Origin of the sequence: Erysipelothrix sp. HDW6C (assembly GCF_011299615.1) — a bacterium.
In the GTDB taxonomy this organism is placed as follows: Bacteria; Bacillota_I; Bacilli_A; order Erysipelotrichales; family Erysipelotrichaceae; genus Erysipelothrix.
Map to the genome: position 1 here is coordinate 1,088,677 of NZ_CP049861.1, position 19,629 is coordinate 1,108,305.

General features: G+C 39.3%; 19 protein-coding genes. 11 read left to right on the forward strand and 8 right to left on the reverse strand.

The window, feature by feature from the left end:
• The first annotated feature begins 12 nt into the window (after nt 1-12).
• From G7062_RS04980 to G7062_RS04995, 4 genes are read left to right on the forward strand one after another with little or no spacing between them, the layout of a single operon-like run.
• On the forward strand, nt 13-1,512 hold the full coding sequence (locus G7062_RS04980) for a sugar ABC transporter ATP-binding protein (protein ID WP_166064827.1): 1,500 nt from the start codon (nt 13-15) through the stop codon (nt 1,510-1,512).
• Between the two features lie 12 nt (nt 1,513-1,524).
• Nucleotides 1,525-2,532, forward strand: a complete 1,008-nt coding sequence (locus tag G7062_RS04985; protein ID WP_166064828.1) for a beta-methylgalactoside transporter — start codon at nt 1,525-1,527, stop codon at nt 2,530-2,532.
• 3 nt (nt 2,533-2,535) lie between these two features.
• Nucleotides 2,536-3,702: a galactokinase gene (locus G7062_RS04990; RefSeq protein WP_166064829.1), complete on the forward strand. Its 1,167-nt coding sequence runs from the start codon at nt 2,536-2,538 to the stop codon at nt 3,700-3,702.
• Complete coding sequence (locus G7062_RS04995; RefSeq protein ID WP_166064830.1) at nt 3,695-4,681, forward strand: aldose epimerase; 987 nt, start codon at nt 3,695-3,697, stop codon at nt 4,679-4,681. The genes G7062_RS04990 and G7062_RS04995 overlap by 8 nt, the downstream gene beginning before the upstream one ends.
• A 15-nt stretch (nt 4,682-4,696) precedes the next feature.
• On the opposite strand, the gene G7062_RS05000 is transcribed toward G7062_RS04995, so the two are convergent.
• The 8 genes from G7062_RS05000 to G7062_RS05035 form a co-directional block, all read right to left on the reverse strand.
• Complete coding sequence (locus G7062_RS05000; RefSeq protein ID WP_166064831.1) at nt 4,697-5,473, reverse strand: TrmB family transcriptional regulator; 777 nt, start codon at nt 5,471-5,473, stop codon at nt 4,697-4,699.
• A 10-nt stretch (nt 5,474-5,483) separates the two neighbouring features.
• Entirely contained in the window at nt 5,484-7,214 is a 1,731-nt protein-coding gene (locus G7062_RS05005) for an ABC transporter ATP-binding protein (RefSeq protein WP_166064832.1), read from the reverse strand.
• A 137-nt stretch (nt 7,215-7,351) separates the two neighbouring features.
• Nucleotides 7,352-8,365, reverse strand: a complete 1,014-nt coding sequence (locus G7062_RS05010; RefSeq protein WP_166064833.1) for a hypothetical protein — start codon at nt 8,363-8,365, stop codon at nt 7,352-7,354.
• Nucleotides 8,355-8,825 (reverse strand): RNA polymerase sigma factor, encoded by a 471-nt coding sequence (locus tag G7062_RS05015; RefSeq protein WP_166064834.1) that lies wholly within the window; start codon nt 8,823-8,825, stop codon nt 8,355-8,357. The genes G7062_RS05010 and G7062_RS05015 overlap by 11 nt, the downstream gene beginning before the upstream one ends.
• Before the next feature lie 48 nt (nt 8,826-8,873).
• Nucleotides 8,874-9,761 carry a hypothetical protein gene (locus G7062_RS05020; protein WP_166064835.1) on the reverse strand — a complete coding sequence of 296 codons (888 nt, stop codon included), beginning with the start codon at nt 9,759-9,761 and terminating at the stop codon, nt 8,874-8,876.
• Between the two features lie 89 nt (nt 9,762-9,850).
• On the reverse strand, nt 9,851-10,246 hold the full coding sequence (locus G7062_RS05025; protein ID WP_166064836.1) for a CoA-binding protein: 396 nt from the start codon (nt 10,244-10,246) through the stop codon (nt 9,851-9,853).
• Nucleotides 10,239-10,847, reverse strand: coding sequence for an alpha/beta hydrolase (locus tag G7062_RS05030; RefSeq protein ID WP_240915985.1), 609 nt, complete (start codon nt 10,845-10,847; stop codon nt 10,239-10,241). Before G7062_RS05030 ends, G7062_RS05025 begins: the two co-directional genes overlap by 8 nt.
• A gap of 12 nt (nt 10,848-10,859) precedes the next feature.
• Nucleotides 10,860-11,828 (reverse strand): ring-cleaving dioxygenase, encoded by a 969-nt coding sequence (locus tag G7062_RS05035; RefSeq protein WP_166064837.1) that lies wholly within the window; start codon nt 11,826-11,828, stop codon nt 10,860-10,862.
• Between the two features lie 258 nt (nt 11,829-12,086).
• Here G7062_RS05035 and nrdI point away from each other — a divergent pair, with 258 nt between their 5' ends.
• From nrdI to G7062_RS05070, 7 genes are all read left to right on the forward strand, one after another.
• A complete protein-coding gene (gene nrdI / locus G7062_RS05040; RefSeq protein ID WP_166064838.1) occupies nt 12,087-12,452 on the forward strand; it encodes a class Ib ribonucleoside-diphosphate reductase assembly flavoprotein NrdI in 366 nt (121 codons plus the stop codon).
• Nucleotides 12,449-14,563, forward strand: coding sequence for a class 1b ribonucleoside-diphosphate reductase subunit alpha (gene nrdE, locus G7062_RS05045; protein WP_166064839.1), 2,115 nt, complete (start codon nt 12,449-12,451; stop codon nt 14,561-14,563). The genes nrdI and nrdE overlap by 4 nt, the downstream gene beginning before the upstream one ends.
• Nucleotides 14,564-14,582: 19 nt before the next feature.
• Complete coding sequence (nrdF, locus tag G7062_RS05050) at nt 14,583-15,656, forward strand: class 1b ribonucleoside-diphosphate reductase subunit beta (RefSeq protein ID WP_166064840.1); 1,074 nt, start codon at nt 14,583-14,585, stop codon at nt 15,654-15,656.
• The gene (locus G7062_RS05055) at nt 15,653-15,907 is read left to right on the forward strand and encodes a glutaredoxin (protein WP_166064842.1); all 255 of its coding nucleotides are present in this window, start codon (nt 15,653-15,655) and stop codon (nt 15,905-15,907) included. The genes nrdF and G7062_RS05055 overlap by 4 nt, the downstream gene beginning before the upstream one ends.
• Nucleotides 15,908-16,024: 117 nt before the next feature.
• Complete coding sequence (locus G7062_RS05060; protein WP_166064843.1) at nt 16,025-16,813, forward strand: YihY/virulence factor BrkB family protein; 789 nt, start codon at nt 16,025-16,027, stop codon at nt 16,811-16,813.
• Between the two features lie 22 nt (nt 16,814-16,835).
• Nucleotides 16,836-17,606 carry a mechanosensitive ion channel family protein gene (locus G7062_RS05065; RefSeq protein ID WP_166064844.1) on the forward strand — a complete coding sequence of 257 codons (771 nt, stop codon included), beginning with the start codon at nt 16,836-16,838 and terminating at the stop codon, nt 17,604-17,606.
• A gap of 119 nt (nt 17,607-17,725) precedes the next feature.
• A complete protein-coding gene (locus G7062_RS05070; protein ID WP_166064845.1) occupies nt 17,726-19,621 on the forward strand; it encodes a helix-turn-helix domain-containing protein in 1,896 nt (631 codons plus the stop codon).
• Nucleotides 19,622-19,629 lie beyond the last annotated feature (8 nt).

Consider the following 19,629-nt stretch of genomic DNA (forward strand, 5'->3'; position numbering starts at 1 on the left):
GATGGTGTTACTATGACAGAATATATCTTAACGATGAAGGGTATTGAGAAGTCATTTCCAGGTGTAAAGGCACTTGATAATGTGCAACTAAGTTTAAGACCGGGAACAGTTCATGCTCTCATGGGTGAGAATGGAGCGGGGAAATCGACGTTGATGAAATGCCTGTATGGTATTTATCATCGCGACGCTGGTGAAGTCATGTTTAATGGTAACCTTGTGGAATTTAAAGATGTGAAGGAAGCGATTGATTCGGGAATATCGATGATTCATCAAGAACTTCAGCCCATTAAAATGATGACAATCGGAGAGAATATCTTTTTGGGTAACTACCCAATGACAAAATTTGGGACAGTAGATCACAAAACAATGTATCGCAACACGCAAGCATTGCTTGATGAAGTTGGGCTTGAAGTGAGTCCTAAGACCTTGTTGAACGACCTAACGGTATCACAGATGCAATCGGTTGAAATCGCTAAGGCAATTTCTCATAAGGCGAAAATTGTAATTATGGATGAGCCAACCTCATCGCTTACGGCATCGGAAGTCGAAAAACTTTTCTCGATTATTCATAAACTCCGAGAGCGTGATATTGCAATTATTTATATCTCGCACAAAATGGATGAGATTTTACGAATCTCTGATGAAATTACCATAATGCGTGATGGTGCCTATGTCGGAACATGGCCAGCACATGAAATGACAACCAATTCAATTATTAAGTACATGGTTGGACGTGAACTTACAAGTCTATTTCCAGAAAAAATGAGTCATCCGCAAGAAGAGACAGTACTTCGCGTTGAAAATCTAACATCTACCAATCCACTATCATTTAAAGAGTGTTTCTTTGAGTTGAAAAAAGGAGAAATTTTAGGGGTTGGGGGTTTGGTTGGAGCACAACGTACAGAGCTGATGGAAGCCATTTATGGTATGCGTGCGGTAAGTCAAGGTCTTGTATATTTGAATGGGGAACAAATCACGATTACGCGCCCACAAGATGCTATTAAACATGGACTTGCATTGGTTACTGAAGACCGTCGCGGCAATGGAATCTTTGGAGTTTTATCGGTTAGCGATAATATCGTGATTGCATCCATCGACCATTATGTAACGCATGGTTTATTGGATACAATGAAAATCAACAACGTGGTTGATGAAAGTGTGGCGATGCTTAACATTAAAACAGCAAGTGTAAAAACAAAAATTGAGAGTCTCTCGGGTGGAAACCAACAAAAGGTTATCTTGGCACGATGGCTTGCAAACAATCCAGATATTCTAATTTTGGATGAGCCAACACGTGGTATTGATGTTGGAGCGAAGTTTGAAATCTATCAAATTATTAATCAACTTGCTGCTGAAGGTAAGAGTATCATTATGATTACCTCGGAAATGTCGGAACTCTTGGGTGTATCCGATCGCGTCATGGTGATGTGTGAGGGACGGATCTCAGGATTCTTAAATCGTGAAGAAGCAAATCAAGAAAGTGTCATGGCTTTAGCCACGAAGTTTATGTAAGGGAGAAACAAAATGACTACAAAACTATTTAAAAAAGAAAAGAAATTCGATATTCAAGAATTCTTAACAAACTATTCGATGTATATTGTCGTTGCTGTGATGATTCTGTTTACAGGTTTCACCCAAGACAACTTCTTTACAATCGGGAATATGTCTAATATTCTTGCGAATACATCCGTGCGTTTCATTATTGCTTTAGGGGTATCAGGGACACTGATTATACGAGGGACTGATTTGTCTGCAGGACGTATCGTCGGTTTATCGGCGCTGATTTCCGGAACTCTTGTACAGAAACCTGATTTTGTAGGAAAGTTCTTTCCAGGATTGATGGATATGCCACTTATTGTTCCGTTGTTAATCGTTATCGGTGTCTGTGCGATTCTGGGGTTGCTAAATGGGATCATCGTTGCGTATCTTAATGTACCACCTTTCCTTGCAACATTAGGTACACAGATTATGATTTACGGTTTAAACATGCTCTACAGCCAAAACAAACCAATTGGGACATTCAAGGATTCGTATGTGCAAATTGGCCAAGGTAAAATCGGTAACTTCTTGCCATATCTCACAATCATCGCAATTATTATTGGAATCCTTATGTGGATTCTTTATACGAAGACAAAGTATGGAAAAAACATGTACGCAATTGGTGGAAACGAACATGCTGCCGAAGTATCAGGGGTTAACGTATCACAGTCAAAACTAAAAATTTTCATGCTTGCAGGAGCTTTATATGGGCTTGCTGGATTCTTACTATCTGCTAAAACGGGTTCGGTTGGGCCATCAGCAGGACAAGGATATGAACTGGAGGCTATTGCTTCAGCGACGATTGGTGGTGTATCAACTGCTGGGGGGCAAGGAAGTGTTCCCGGAATTCTCTTAGGGGTATTTGTATTTGAACTGTTAAAAGTGTGTCTCTCATATCTTGGTGTTTCACCAGATATGACCAACGTAATTCAAGGACTTGTCATCGTGATTGCCGTTGCTCTTGATATTCGTAAGACAACGAGAAAGAAATAAACTATGAAGTATGCTGACTTAAATGCTGCTTTCGAAACAGTTTTCGAAAGCCAACCCAGTGCAACGTATTTCGCACCGGGGCGAATCAATTTGATTGGGGAACATATTGATTATAACGGTGGTCACGTATTCCCATGCGCAATCACATTTGGGACGTATGCACTGATACGAAAACGTGATGATCAAATCTGTAACTTTTATTCAATGAATTTTGAATCATTAGGGGTTATAAGTGTATCTTTAGATGCAATATCCTATGATGAAACGGATGATTGGGTTAATTATCCCAAAGGGGTGATTAAAATGTTAGCAGACACTGGACATCCCATTGAATCGGGGTTTGATGTACTCTATTACGGAAACATTCCCAATGGTGCAGGATTATCAAGCAGCGCTTCCCTAGAAGTGCTGACCGCAACCTTTATCAATGAAATGTATCAATTGGGTGTATCGCGTCTGGACACGATAAAATTATCCCAGCGCGCCGAGAATGAGTTCGTTGGTGTTAATTCTGGAATTATGGATCAATTTGCAGTCGGGATGGGTCAAAAAGATGCAGCAATCCTATTGAATACAAACACACTCGATTATGAGATTGTTCCCGTAATTCTAGAAGATGCATCAATTGTAATTATGAATACAAATAAGCGTCGCGGATTGATTGATTCTGCTTACAACACACGGCGGGAAGAATGCGATGCGGCATTCCGTATTATCAAAGAATACTATGATGTTCAATTTATTTGTGACCTTTCAATGAAGCAATTACTTGCGATTCAAACTGCTTTTGCAGATGATGTTATTTGGCGTCGTGCGAAGCATGCTGTGAGTGAAAATGAGCGAACACTTGAAGCAACCTCAGTCTTAAAGGCAGGGAATATCAACCGATTTGGGGAACTCATGAACGAAAGCCATGTTTCGTTACGTGATGATTATGAGGTAACAGGCTTGGAACTTGACACCTTGGTTGAGAAAGCATGGCGTGTCCCTGGAACAATTGGGGCACGTGTAACCGGTGCAGGTTTTGGGGGATGTGCCATTGCGATTGTACCAAACGATGCTATTGCGGCATTTAAAGACCAAGTCGGTGAACATTATCGTAGCGTTGTTGGTTATGATGCTACGTTCCATGTTGCGACAATTGGACAAGGAGTGCATCGTCTTGATTGAAGCTAAAAGGATGGAAACAGTGACGCTCAATAATGGTATTATTGAGGCAGTTTTTCTAAATTATGGCGCAACGGTTATTTCGTTGCGCTTTCTCCCTTTGAACCGCAATTTGATTGTATCTTACAAAAATCTTGAAGCATATAAAGAAAATCCTGTTTATCTTGGGAGTACTGTGGGTCCTTTAGCGGGTCGCATGAGCGGCCCAAGTATCATGAGTGCTGGAACAGAACATCTGTTATCAAAGCACCAGAACGGTGAACATTTACACGGGGGAATTCATGGAACTACACATCAATATTTTGACACCACTACTGCAAATAATAGTGTTTTATTTCATGGAACCTTTGACCATCGCGAGGACGGCTATCCTGGCAAGGTAACTTATGAAATCGGTTATCGGTTGGATGGAAATACCTTAGTGATGACGCAGACAGCCAGTCCCGAATACCCAATGCCGCTCAATCTTACCAACCATATGTATTTTAATCTTGCAGGGAGTGATTGTTTGGATGATCATTGGCTCAAGATTGATTCGGATAAGGTTGCTGAAGTAGGGGAAGATAAGGTTAATTCTGGAGTGATGCTTTCTGTGGATGCAACCGTTTTTGACTTTAGGACTTTACAAAAACTAAGTGAAATTCTAAAAGCAAGTCATGAGCAATTTGCAATCACAGGTCATATCGATCATGCGTTCCTGTTTAACTCAAAGCATCACCTCACACTCAAGTGTGATGATATGGCGATGACACTGACAACGACATGTCCAGCCGTACAGATATATCTTGCCAACTATTTTGATGCATCATTTACAAATCAAAATGGTACATACGCACAGAATCACAGTGCAATTGCACTGGAACCCCAGCATATTCCCAATGAATGGAACTATGATCAAACATATCAAAATTACACTTCAAAACGCGGATATCGTGAAACGACGCATTACACGTTCACGGCACTAAAAAACCAAAATCCTTAGAAAGATTTTGGTTTTTTATTTTAATTTTGACTCGAATGCGTCAACAATGGTTTGTAAGTCACCGTTGTATCGCGTTTTGATTTCATCTGCAAAGTCGTGACTTAATTGTGTAATTATAAGATCGTGTTGGTACTCAGAAATGACTTTCTTCACAATTGCCGGGTGGCGTGTTTCGACGGCTGATGCAACCACGGATTCATCCAAACTTCCAACAATTGCTTTTTCATAATCGCATAGAATTGAAAAGTCACTGAGCGCCTTAGCGGCCCGTCCCTTAGTATCAACCACTACATTATGAAGTGTCGTTGTAATGGGGTTAAATGTAATCAGAACAACCTTAACCCCACGTTCTTGTGCTTCTTCCAAGTAGGGTAAAATAATTGGTAGATCTTGAGGCCATACATCGGCAATAACACTTGCGTTAGCGTGTGCAATTGAACGCTGAATGACCATTTGAATCGCATCATCCCCGGTTGTTGTGAAGAAGTTGAAGGTATCGCGTTTGCGTCGCCGTAGTTGACGCTTTAAAGCGCGCGCAGATTGCTTAAATTCTTGACTTAGCTTTTCCAAGACATCATCAATAGAGACAGCGGTATAGGTTGTTGTCTTGCCTTCTGTAACAACACAACAACCTTTCTTATGCAATGAAGCCAGTGATGCATAGACATTAGATCGTGAGACGCCAATTGTCTTTGCAACTTCATACCCTGTTTGGTTTGGGGTTTCATAAAGGGCGAGATAGCATTTTGCTTCAATCTCGGTTAATCCTATAGCTTTAAGTTGTTCAATCATGGTGACCTCCTTATTTAAATTGGGCATTGTAAATCTCAGAATAGCGTTGTGACAGTTCTAAGAGTTCAAGATGGGTTCCTTGTTCTACTATTCTACCATTTTCCAGGACTAAAATTGTATCAGCATTTTGAATTGTAGAGAGACGGTGTGCAATCACAAGACTCGTTTTGGTTGCGATAAGGGTATCGAGGGAAGCTTGGATGTAGCGTTCGGATTCGTTATCCAATGAGGCAGTGGCTTCATCAAGGATAAGGATTGGTGCATTTTTTAAGAATACGCGCGCCAAGGCAATGCGTTGTTTTTGCCCGCCGGATAGTTTCATACCACGCTCACCAACCTGTGTATCGAAACCGTGTGGGAGTCCCTTGATGAAGGTCAGAATATTCGCGCTCTGTGCAGCTTGAGTTAATGCAGCGTCACTGACATCAATGGCTCCATAGGTGATGTTATCGCGGATTGTGCCGTCAATGAGGTCAACATCTTGACTGACAACGCCAATGTGGGAGCGGAGTGAGCCGATGCTGTAATCTTTGATGTTGGTGTCATTAATGAGTATTTGACCAAAGTCGGCTTCGTAAAGTCGGGTTAATAATTTGGTGATGGTTGTTTTCCCAGAACCCGAGGATCCGACCAGTGCAGTGACTTTTCCCGATGGAATGGTAAATGAAATATCTGAAAGAACAGGTTGTGCTTCTTCGTATTGGAAGAACACATCGTTGAAGGCGATATCGTTCTTTTCTGAAGAAACTTCATATGCCTTGTCATTATTCAGTATTTTTGGATTCACTTGGAGTAATTCTTGAATCCGTTCAAATGAGACGGAAGCTTGTTGGAAACGATTCACCATTGAACTGAATGTCTTCATTGGACGCTGTAACAGGTTGAGGTAAGACAGGTATGTCACAACAATCCCAACAGTCATGCTGCCATTCATAACCATAGTTGCTCCATAACCCAGCACAATGATTTTTCCCAATGTATCAATTAATGAAATGGATGGACTGTGCAACGCTTGAAGTTCCGTTGCTTTTTCCTGCAGTGCATCATTTTCTAAAGTGAATGTTCGAAAGCGTTTGGCCTCAAAGTCTTCAGTGACAAAGTTTTTTATCAAAGGAATAATTGTGAGTGTTGTTTGCAAGTGGTGGGTAATCTTTGAAGAAGATTGTCGTACTTTGCGAAATGCACCTTTAATACGACGATTAAAGAAGCGGTTGGTAAGGTAGAGAAGGGGGAATGTAACACTGATTAATAAGATCAAGCGCCAATCATTTATTAGAATGAATACGAATACCCATACAAATGTGATGATGTTACCAAGAATAGAAAAGGTGCTCGTTGATATTAAACCTTGCAATGCACCAATATCGCTGTTGAGTCGGTCCATTATGTCTCCGGTCTTTTGATCTTCAAAGAATTCGAAGTCAAGACTCAAGACATGTTGGTAGAGTTCGTTGCGTAAGTCACCAACGGTCTTTTGGCTGGCTCGGCTAATGAGAATGGTAGAAAAATAATCAGCGACAGACATAAGGAGTGTAAAACCTCCAAGCATAATTAGTTGTGTAACTAAGGCACTAAAGTCCTTGTTGGGAATAACTTTATCGATAATCGTTTGGGTTATTTGTGGAATTTGAAATTGAATTAAGGCAACAAATAAGAGGAGTCCGATGGCAATTACAATCGGGAAACTGTATTTGCGTGCTCTTTTATAGGTGTAGTTAATCATGTTTTTTGTAGTCTTCATAGCACACCTCCTTTAGTAGTTCTGTGAAGTACTACTAAATAATATTTGATTTCTTAAGGCTTGTCAAATAGTTGACATAAATTTCAAGAAAATTTAAGAAGAAAAAAACTACCAGGATTCTGGTAGTTCTCGTGTCATTAACGTTTATTTCTGTCTTTGAAGTTTTCGATATGAACGTCATCTGGGGCGCCATTAATCATAATTGGCATTGAAAGTGTGTCATATCCAGTCTGAAGATAGACTTTGAAAATGGGGATAATATAGTCGTTGTCGTTACTGTTTTGATACGCAAAGTGAACAGCTCCAACCGTATTATTGATATTGGTGTTCGCAAATTCATCATGGATTTGCGTTTGAATTGCTTGTTCAAGTCCGTTTGGAGTGAGTAGGTTCACTTCGCTTTCAACTTCAAATGGAGCAGGAAGGTCAACCCAAAGGGCGTCTTCAGAATAATAGATCACAACACTTTCTAAAGCAGCGTCATAGGTTGGATTGTTGGGAACAAGTGTGCGCATATTCATGTCAGCATCGTATTGCTCAGTATAATCCGCGAAATTGACAAAATGAGACAACCAGAGGGGAATGTCTGATTCAGATAGATTGGATAATGTATCACGAATATGCAGTCCGCCATAAGCATCAATTCTGAGTGATGCGGTTTCGTTGATAATGGCTGTAATATGGCTGAGCTCGGTGTAGCGCATATCGATGGATTCAATTTCTTTGTCAATGACCGCAGGGTTGAATCCCATTCGTTCAAGTGTAGTATCTGCTAACGCAATCAAAGCTTCATCAGATAGTCTTTCTTTTTTGAAAATATACGCAGTTTTTGGATGTTCTTTGGAATCTACAGCATTGGCCTTAATAGTGAGTCCGCCACCCATTCCACTGGGCATGTCGTAATAGATGTATTGTGGTTCTTGAGGTGGTGATTTCTTGGGTGGCACATTCTTTACGGGTGGCTCTAAAACAAACTGCCGTCCATCTTGGTTTGTGTTTTGAAACGCCCAGACAAGGACAATGAGAACAAGTGGAATGAGGACCCAAGCGAGTCGGTAAACATGTTTTGGTTTGCGATCTGCAGTGAGAATGCGATTTTTAAGTGTATCATCGGGTTTAATTTCCGAAAATACTCTGAATTTATCCTTCATGTGTTTCAACTCCTTCCAATGTTTCTTTGAGATAGTCGCGTCCCCGTACCATGCGCTTTTTTACAGCATCAATTGATAGATTCAAAAGTTGTGCAATCTCCGCTTGTGAATAATCTTCATAGTAATAGAGATACAGAACTTCGCGGTATTTTTGTGGGCAGCTTAGAATAAGTGAAAAATCATCCTTATTTTCATGCATCGAAAACTGTGCAATCAAGTCATCATCAATGATTGTCTTGCGCCAACTAAAGCGTAAGAGTTGAAGGCATTCGCGCCGTGCGACAACATAGAGCCAATTTTTGATGTGATCACGGTTATCAATCTTTTGTTTGTACAGTTTAATAAAGGTATCCTGTGTGCAATCTTGTGCATCGTGATGGTTCTTTACATAGAGTACACAAAAACGATAGATTGCATCTGTATGGAGTTCCACCATTTCGGTGAAGAGTGTTTCATTCATCGGAAGTACCACCTTTATCATAGTATAAGTCATCAACGTGCAATTGTGTTAACGTTTTTCGCCCGATTCATCACTCCAAGCACCATTGGAACAAAGCTTAAGCTCACAGTCTTCTGGTGCGGCATTAACAAGCAAAGTCGAAAGTGTATCTGCCAAAGTGTCACGAACACGAACTGCATAGACAGGAACAATCATGTCATTGTACGGAACATCAATGTATTGTAGTTCACTGTCAATGATTTGGAAATCATCAGGGAGATATCCGATGCCAATAGATTCAAAAGCACCCGATTCTAGAGCATCTTGAATCTTGCTGGGGTCGAGACCTGCAACAGTTGTTTGTGCGACAATTTGGCCAGGGATACTTATCGTGAAATGATTTTCTTGATCGTTATGGGAAATGACGATTTTTCGCTCAAGTATTGTGTTTTCATTAGATATTTCTTTAATAAGGTACTCTTGATAACCATTGTCAAACGACTCAACAATCTCAAAATCATCAAAGAGGTAGGTTTGTACCCATTTTTCTTCGAAAATTGTATTCAGTGATACGCGACGGTCCATCAGTTCTTTACGAATTGAGAAGCTTCCATCGCGATTTACTGTGATACTGTCTTGTGCTTCAAGTTCTGGTAAGACAACTGAGATAGGCTCGGGATCCAAGGTGCCCGGTTCAATTCTTCGCACATTGTTGAAATATTGTAAGTCACACTCAGACGTATAGATCCGCAAATCCGCCGCTTCACCGAGTTCATAGAGACGGTCAATCATCGCTTCTGCTTTCAGAACTTCCTTGTGATAAATGATAATGTCTTCTTGTTGGGTCTCTGCTTCTGTTGCGGGGTCAAGAAGAAAGCAAAATGAAGTTAGAATAATTGCAATCAGAATGCAAAAACAAAGAATTCGAGGGGCATGAAACTGTTGTTTTTCTTTCATAACTAATCTCCTTTATACCCTTACTATGCATACGGATATAAAAAAGTGCCAAAAAAAAGAGAAGTTTTATAACTTCTCTAAAAAATATTCTATTTTGATTCGTTTCGGGCATATACAGCAAGGACACAGTCTTCGACAACATTCAATCCAATGTCATTCGCTTTTTTAACTAACGCGTCGCTTACAGTTCCAGGTTGTAACCAGATTGTATGGATGCCTTTTGCTTTAACGGCATCGAGATAATCATAACCAATGGTTGGGTTGACAACAAATACTGCAACGTCAATATCGTGGTCAATTGCTTCAATGGAATCGTAGACAACTTCATCACCCAATGTTCCCAACGTAGGATGAACTCCAAATGAACGTTTTCCTTTGTTCTTTAAAAGTTCATGAATGCGATTTGAGAATTTGGTTTGATCGTTTGTTAAACCAATAACAGCATAGTTCTTATTACTTAAAAGTACATCATATGGATTATTCATTTTCTAGCTCCTTTTCAAACCATTGTTTGATATCGTCGAGTTCGAATTGACGCATGCGATGATCGAGATCGTATATCTTGTGCGTTACATCTGCACCGTTGGCTTGCAAACGTTGCTCAAGTGCCAAAGCTCCCTCAAATGGAATTATATCATCAAAACGTCCGGAGTGGATAAGGATGGTCATATCTTTCAAAGGAAGTTCACGTGTCGCAATCTCCATATTCATCGGTCTGAGTAAAATTGCTTTTTCAAAAGGTGTTTCAACTTCTAAAAGCATTGCTTCAATGGTGTTTGCACCATTTGAGAACCCTAAGGCCCACATTTCACCGAGGTTGTATTGTTTTTTTAAGGTGTTCACAACGTCAAGTAAGTTTGGAACACGATCCAACATATCTTGCTCATCCATGAGCTGTGTTTCATTGGAAACTTTGCAAAAGCGACGCATGCCATTGACGACAACATCACCGCGTAATGAAAGATGATTCATTGTAGGTGCGACCATCCGGGCTACTGGTAAAAGCACCGTCTCATCACCACCCGTACCGTGAAAAAGGACTAGGGTTTTGTCACTTCCGTTATCAAAAAATACATGTTCTATCATAAATTTATAACCTTACTTTCTATAGTTTACGCGTTTGGTATTAAAAGGACTGACTGTTTCTTCAATCTCTAAGCGTTGATCTTCGAGAAATGGTGGAAGACTTAATTTCTCACCCAGAGTCTCGAGTGGTTCGTCTACTGTGAAACCGGGGGTATCGGTTGCAAATTCAAAGAGTATGCGTCCGACCCGTGTATACAATGATTGAAAGTAGTGACGTTCCACAAAACCAGAGTTTGGATACATGTTCTTACGCATCTGTTCCGCGCGCATATCTAATTGTACACGGTCTTCAACGCGAAGTGCAATATGGTGCACGCTTCCGTATCCTGGCAGTTCATCTTGAGACCTTTGATCAATAATTACATGGATGGATGATGAGTTTCCACCATCAGCGGTTTCAAAGCGTGTGATGCCATCTTCCATGCCGACATTCTTAAATCCAAGCATATCTACAAGGAATTGTTCTTGTGTTTCAATATGACGTACTGTTACTTCTACAGTACCCAGGCCAACAATTGCATATGCATCGGGAACATCACTCCATTGGTTTGCCACTCCCGGCGCAAAGCCACCTTTGTTGCCTTCATCTGAAAGCAAACGCAGACGCAAACCGTCAATGTCTTCAAAGCGGAGTCCTTTGGTACCAAATAACGTATCAATGGGTTGATGAGGCACTCCAAATTCTTCAAAACGAGTTTGCCAATAGGTTAATGCAGCGTCGCTTGGAACCCGTAAACCAATTGATGTGACGGCATTGGTGCCGCGAATTGTTTTTCGTGTATTCGGGAAGTCAAAAAATGTGATATCATTTCCCGCTGATGCGTTTTCATCACCAAAGAAAGTATGGTAGGCGGTGACGTCATCTTGGTTGACAGTTTTCTTTAAGAGTCGCATTCCCATGACTTTGGTATAAAAATCATAGTTTGCCTGTGCATTGCTTGTTACATTTGTTATGTGGTGATAACCGGATATTGTTTTCATAGTGTGGATCTCCTTTTAAGTATAGATGTATCATATCGTGTTCAAAAAACACCTTCAAGCAATATGACCTAGTTAATAAGTATGTTAAAGATGAAAATCTAATGTTAAGCGTTTCACAGAGTTCGCCATAACGATAAACGTTAAATAATTGATGTTACACTGTTACATTTCGGAATTTGTGGTTAAAATGATGTTTTTGAGGCGAAGTCATTTCTTAGATATGTTTTAATTAGAATAGATTTGAAGGGTGGTGGGTTTATGCTCGTTGTTTTTGATAGCCTAACGGGTCAAGGGGAAAGATTTGCGTCACGTTTAAACGAAGATACAATAAATATTCTTGATTATAATGGTGAAGATGACGAATTGTTTTTAGTAACACGATCATGGGATTTTGGAAAAGTCACAGACGAAGCCATAGAATTTCTTGATCAGTATGCCAACAAAGTTGTTGGAATGGCTGTTAGCGGAAATCGCAATTGGGGTACCAATTATGGTGCAGCAGGAGATAAAATTCACGCACAATATGGCGTGAAACTCGTGCTAAAGTTCGAAGGATCGGGCTTTAGTAAGGACGTTGAATACGTTCAAGACTGGATTCATAATTATAAGGAGGGAAATGTATGACAGTACAATCAAAATCAAATCAAATACCTGAGTGGGTAATTCTAAATAATCAAATCCTAGATGGCGATGGAAACATCAAAGATCTTAATAAAGATAAGGAAGCTGTGCGTTCTTATTTCTTAAACTACGTAAATAAACACACACAATTCTTCCATTCATTGGAAGAGAAAATCGATTATATGTTGGAAAATGAATATTATGAGCGCGAGTTCTTTGAAAAATATTCATTTGATCAAGTTAAGGCCATTTATGACCTTGCATATGCTGCGAAATTCCGTTTCCCAACATACATGGGGGCATTCAAGTTCTACAATGACTATGCAATGAAGTCCAACGATGAACGTCGTGTATTCTTGGAACGCTATGAAGATCGTTTATCAGTAATTGCACTTTATCATGCCGATGGTGATTTTGAGCTTGCCCAACGTTTGATCAAGTCGTTGATAGCACAAGATTTTACACCTGCTACACCAACATTACTTAATACTGGAAAGAAAAAACGCGGTGAGTTTGTGTCATGTTTCCTCCTCGAGGTCGATGACTCATTGAATGATATTGCGCGTGTTCAAGAATTTGCAATGCAACTTTCGAAATTAGGTGGTGGTGTTTCTATTAACCTTACGAACCTTCGTGCTAAGAGTGAAACAATCAAAGATATACCCGGTGTTGCTAAAGGTGTTGTTGGGGTTGCGAAGCTTCTTGATAATGCGTTCCGTTATGCGGATCAAATGGGACAACGTCAAGGTGCCGGTGCTGTATATTTGAATGTGTTCCACAGTGATATTGAAGACTTCTTGTCGACAAAGAAACTGAATGCGGATGATGATGTTCGTGTTAAAACATTATCAATGGGTGTTGTTATGCCCGATAAGATGGTTGAGTTGGCACGTGAAGATAAAGATATGTACGTATTCTATCCACACACAGTTCAAAAAGAATATGGATTGAATTTCGCAGATATCGCAATTGACATGGACAAATGGTATGACAAACTTGTTGATAATCCTAAAGTTCGCAAACGTAAAATTAATCCACGTAAACTCTTTGATATGATTGCTCAACTTCAAGGGGAATCGGGTTACCCATACATTATGTATGCAGACAACGTAAACAAAGAAAATCCTCTTGCAGATCCAATTAAGTTCTCAAACTTGTGTACTGAAATTCTTCAACCATCAATCGTCTCCAGTTATGCAGACTACAACGATCGTGAGAATGATCAAATTGGTTTGGATATTTCATGTAACCTTGCTAGTGGTCATATGGGAAATATGATCAAAAATAATACAATTCAAGAAACTGTATACGCTGCTATGGAAATCATGAACTCTGTTTCAAACAAAACAAACATTGCTCATGTTCCAGCAGTTGCCCGTGCAAACAATATTATGCGCTCAGTTGGTTTTGGTATCATGGGTCACCATGGCTTCATTGCTGAGAACTATATTGCATATGGAAGTCCTGAAGATATTGATTTAATTGATGTATTCTTTAGCTTAATTAACTTCTACAGCTTGAAACATTCAATGGAAAAAGCAAAAGAAACAGGATTGCGCTTCTATGGCTTTGAACGTTCGAAATATGCTGATGGATCATACTTTGAGGACCGTGGTCCTGTACTTCCAACACTAGATGTTGTGAAAGAGATTCTTGCCGATGTTGTGATTCCAACCCAAGAAGAATGGACACAATTAAAAGATGATGTGATGACTTTTGGTCTTTACAACTCTAACCGCCTTGCAGTTGCTCCAAATGGTTCGATTGCTTATGTTATGAGTGCAACACCATCGTTAACACCTATCAAGCAAATTGTTGAAGAACGTACCTATGGAAACTCAAAAACATATTTCCCAATGCCAGCATCGGATGTTGCAGGATTTATGTATGAATCAGCCTACGCAATGGATAATTACAAAGTTATCGATGTCATTGCGACAGCGCAAAAACATGTTGACCAAGGAATTTCATTTGAACTTTGCATTCAATCCGATGAAACAACACGTAACTTACAAAAATACTATCTCTACGCACACTACCAAGGGATAAAGACACTATACTACACACGTACACAAAAACTTCGTATTGAAGAGTGCGAAAGCTGTGCGGTTTAATCAAAGGGGGCAACAAAGAATGATTGATGAAATACTAAAGAAAAGTGCTGTTCGTGACTATGATGGTGCAAACTGGAATGGTCATGAAGATAACTTTACACAAACATTTTACGAACAAAACTTAAGTCAATTTTGGCGTCCGGAAGACATTAGCTTGCAACCAGACCTTAATCTTTGGGCAACACTCTCACCTGAGATTCGTAAAGCCTACTCACAAAATTTGGCTGTATTAACGTTCCTTGATACCTATCAAGGAGATATTGGAATGCCAGTTGTTTCACGCTCAATTGATGATTCATTTCACCAACGTAAAGCGGTCTTGAACTTTATGGCAGCCATGGAAAATGCGGTCCATGCAAAGTCTTACTCAAACATTTTCATGACATACCTTGCGAATGATGAAATTGATGATATGTTTTCATGGACAGAGAATCACAAAAACATGCAACGCCTCTTGGCACTTATTGTTGGATATTACGAAGACTTGGATCAGTTAACCTACCGTCGTCGTTATGACAAGTTGGGTGACCCTGTTGATGAACAAGAGTTCCGGATTGCACAATGGAAAGCAATGGTTGCTTCTGTATTCCTTGAATCTTGCCTCTTCTACAGTGGCTTCTACTACCCATTGTACTTCTATGGTCAAGGGAAGTTAATGCAAGCTGGAGAAATCATCAACTTAATTCTTCGCGATGAAAGCATTCATGGATTATACATTGGAAACCTTTCGATGGAAATCTACAATAGTTTCGATAAACCATTGCAAGCTGAACTGTATCAATGGCTTACAACGTATTTGGATGAAATCTATAAAGAAGAAGTTGAGTTGATTGAATCCATATATGATGCGGTTGACTTGTCACACGATGTTAAAATATTTGTACGCTATAATGCAAACAAAGCAATGATGAACTTGGGATTTGATCCCTATTATGATTATGAAGAAGTAAACCCTGTTGTCTTGAATGGTTTAAACACAGAAACAAAGACAATGGATAACTTCTCAATGAAAGGAAATGGGTATCAAAAGATGAAATCAGAATCATTAGCAGATGATGACTTCCACTTTGATGCACCGCGGATAAGCCGATGAGTAAAGTAAAAATGTTAACACAAGACAACTGTCCCAAATGTGTGGCTTTAAAAAGCTTTTTAGAAATGGGATTGCGTAATAAGTATGCTGAGGATATTGAAATCGTGAAACGTGAAGACAATCCAAAAGCATTTATGGAACTTGTTGAAAAGCACGATTTGATGGCAACACCAGTCCTTATTGCTGGTGATGATGTCCTGCTTGATACAACACCTTCAAAAGTCTCTGTTTTCTTGGAGCGAAACATTTAGTATTGAACAAAGAGCATCAAGTCACAGGACTTGATGCTTTTATTTGTAGCAATAAGGAGAAAGAGTGGTAATAAGGCCGTTTTTTTGCTATCGTTAAAGAAGAAGAGGGGTGTGTTTGTGCGCAAAACATTTCAGAAAGTAGCTCAGGTCTATGAGATGATTACTTCCAGTGAAGGAACACTGTTTACGAATGCATTTGCCTATGCACTCGTTGTGGGGATCGCCCCATTTTTAATTATATTTGTACTATTTATTGGAACCTATGTTTACGAGGTTGATCAAGTCGTGTCATTACTCGCGCGATATATTCCCGCCGATTTAATTCTTCCGTTTGTAGAGTATATCTCAACCTCACAACCAAGCAACTTGGGTCTGATTGGGTCATTGCTTGGTGTAAGTATTTGGGTTGGATCAAAAAGTATTTATTCCTTTCTCTTATTAAGCAGTGAAAATGATGAAGTCTATATTAACCATATTCTTTTAAGAATATTATCAATTGTCTATCTCATATTTTTAATCGCTGCAATTGTGGGTATTGCAATTGTGATGGGATTTTTCAATATGACAAATAGACTGTTGATTGCGCCGATACTCTTAGCGTTTTTCACACTATTCTATCGCTTGACATCTTTTCGATATACACGCATTCGCGATGTATTGCCAGGAGCAATTAGCACGACAATTATCATTCTCTTACTGGGCCAATTATTCTTTGTCTATATAAATGGCTTTACGAATTATCAAACAATCTACGGTCCTCTTGCATCGGTAATGATTTTGCTGATCTCAGGATGGCTTATTGCATGGGTTATTTTCTTAGGGTATTCGATTAACTTTGTGGCCCGTGATACACAAGGACCAATTAAAGAAAAAGATAAACTCATTCGTTTTCTTGGAAAGTATTAAACCATAAGTGGAGGAAAAGTTTATGGAATCCGTATTTAGATTTTTAAGAACATCATTGTTTGCACCGCGTGTTCTGACAGTGATTATTGTATTTGCGATTCTCTATTTTATTAATACCGCGATCAAGAAGACAATTCAGAGACTGATTTCCGTTGATGTTATCAGCGCAAATAAAAAGACAATCTATTTACTCATCGCCAAGATAATTCGCTATGTACTCTATGTCATTGCGGGAACGTTCGCCTTGGAAATTTTTGGCGTCTCTACGACCCCACTGTTGGCGATTGGTTCAGCAATCAGTGTCGCAGTTGGTTTGGGTGCCCAAAAGATCGTTAAGGATGTCATAGCAGGATTTATCATCCTTACAGATAACCAGTATGTTTTGGGCGACAATGTCGAGATAGAAGGCTACGCTGGTGAAGTTATTGATGTGACACTTTTATCAACTGTATTGCGTAATGCGCAGACAGGGGCTGTTTACTCGATTCCCAACGGCGAAGTAAAAGTCGTGACGAATTACTCTCGTGATTATATGATTGCTGTTGTTGATATTCCCGTGCTACCAACCTTGGATAGTGCAGAAGTACTTGCGATCGTTGCTGAGATTGTTGCACCATTACAAGATGAAATGATGCTTGAACCCATTCATGTTGATGGCGTAGTTGCCATTACGAATTTGATGCTTACAGTTCGTGTGAGTGTTAAGACCAAGCCTTCAGATTTTGTGATTGTTGAGCGTAAATTAAGAAACATTATTCAAACAGAACTAAATCATCGTAAAATGGGGATTTAATATAAATTTCACGTACGAATTCTTGTCTAAAACCACTGCGTGTGTAACAATATCATTAATAATATCAAGATTTAATGTGATATATGATTAAAGTGGATATTTCGTGTGAGGTAAGACATGTGGACGACTATAAAAAATTTATAACAATATTCTCTAATGGAGGTATTGTAACAATTGAAGAAATACTTGAGAAATCGGGATTTTCGGAACGTAAAGCACGAACTTACTTACGACACTGCCGAGCAATTGGAAAATACAATGGATTTGAGATAACGACCCTTCACACGCAAGGGTATCTTTTCCGTGTTTTTGATGAAGCGTTGTTTGATACATACATGCATGACTTTGATGAAAAAGATGGACGAATATCTATGCCGCTTGAGCAACGTATATTCTCCATTTGTACACAAATTATTATGCGATCCACCAATGCTCTTTTAGATAGTGATTACATTACATACGATGAAATAGCGCAGTTCTCTGGTATCTCCCGCAGTGATGTTGTGGCTGATATGCCAGAAGTTAAAAAGACTTTGGCACGATTCAAACTTAAATTGACAAGCAAACAATATTTTGGTGTTACGGTAGTAGGCGATGAATACGATAAACGTGACGCATTAAGAGTTGCAATGGAAAATGGAGTACCAGTCGGAGATTTTAGCCCAGAAACGGATATTCATTTGAAAGGTATTGTTCGCACCGTGCTTATTCGCAATGAATTAACGTTCCACCGCACTGCTGTAGATATCATTACGAATTTGGTTAAGGTAACACTGTTGAGACGCCAAGGTGAGCAAGTCATCACATCGACAATGGTGAACATGCTTTTACTTGATTATCGCTGTGAAGCGGCCGCAACTGAGATATTCAATGAAATCGGTAAAGAGGTAGAGTTTACATATACACCATTAGAACGCAATTTAATGGCATGGCTTATTTATACACTGATTTCCACAAAAGATACACCGGATGCTGATGTATCCAGTTTGAAATACCATAATAGCGAAGCCCTTCGCGTTGTTGATATGACATTCAATACCAATTATCGCTACGAAACAGAACTCAGAAAGCATCTTTTACAACAGGTTTATGACTTAAAACATCAACCACGTTCAACCCAAAACTCTGATACGGTTATTCAGGATTTATCTTTAAGTAGTACATATACCTCTTTAGTTGCAATTACATTCATACGCAACAATCCGATTTTGAATCGGTTGAATCTTACAAAAGTTGAAGTCCAAAATATTATCATGTTCTTCTATTCAACGATGGCATCCTATAGAAAAAAATTACGCGATAAAGTAAAACACATTCTTATCGCATCAAACTCTGTTATCAGCCATAAGCTCTATCTTCAAAGCAAACTTGAAACTATTTTCCCTTCAGCGACCATCCATATTTCAATGGGAAGTTATATTGAGTACAATGACTTGAAGGATTTTGATCTTATTATTACGACGGAGCATCTATACATTGACACAACAATCCCAACATTTGCAATTACATCCTTACCAGATGAAACGCTTTTTAGACACATTAAAAATGATGTTATCTTTTTTAAAGAATTCTCACAACTTAACGATTTGCGATTACGTGATATCATAACTGAAGATACAGTATCCTTTGATAGTACGAAGTATGAGAGCTACGAATCATTGATTGCTCATTATGGCGCACTGATCTTTGAACAAGGATATACAAGTCAAAATCCAACCGACTCCATTCTTGCTCATGATGAATACGTAAGTTCTGGATACAGTAACACAGCAATCGTAACAGCTCCCATTGATCCCATGACGACAGAGTCCAGCATCCATATGATTTTCCTTGAACATCCTGTGATGTACGAGGAGGAGTTGTATTCTCATGTCTTTATTGTTAATATCAAAGTTGACCAGTTCTTTCTTTACCAAGAACTTTTTGAGTTCTTGAGTGAGTTAGCACGCTATCGTCATATTTTAAATGCGAAGTCATACAAAGAATTCCGTATGTATGCTCAAGACATGCTTTAAACGCTAGA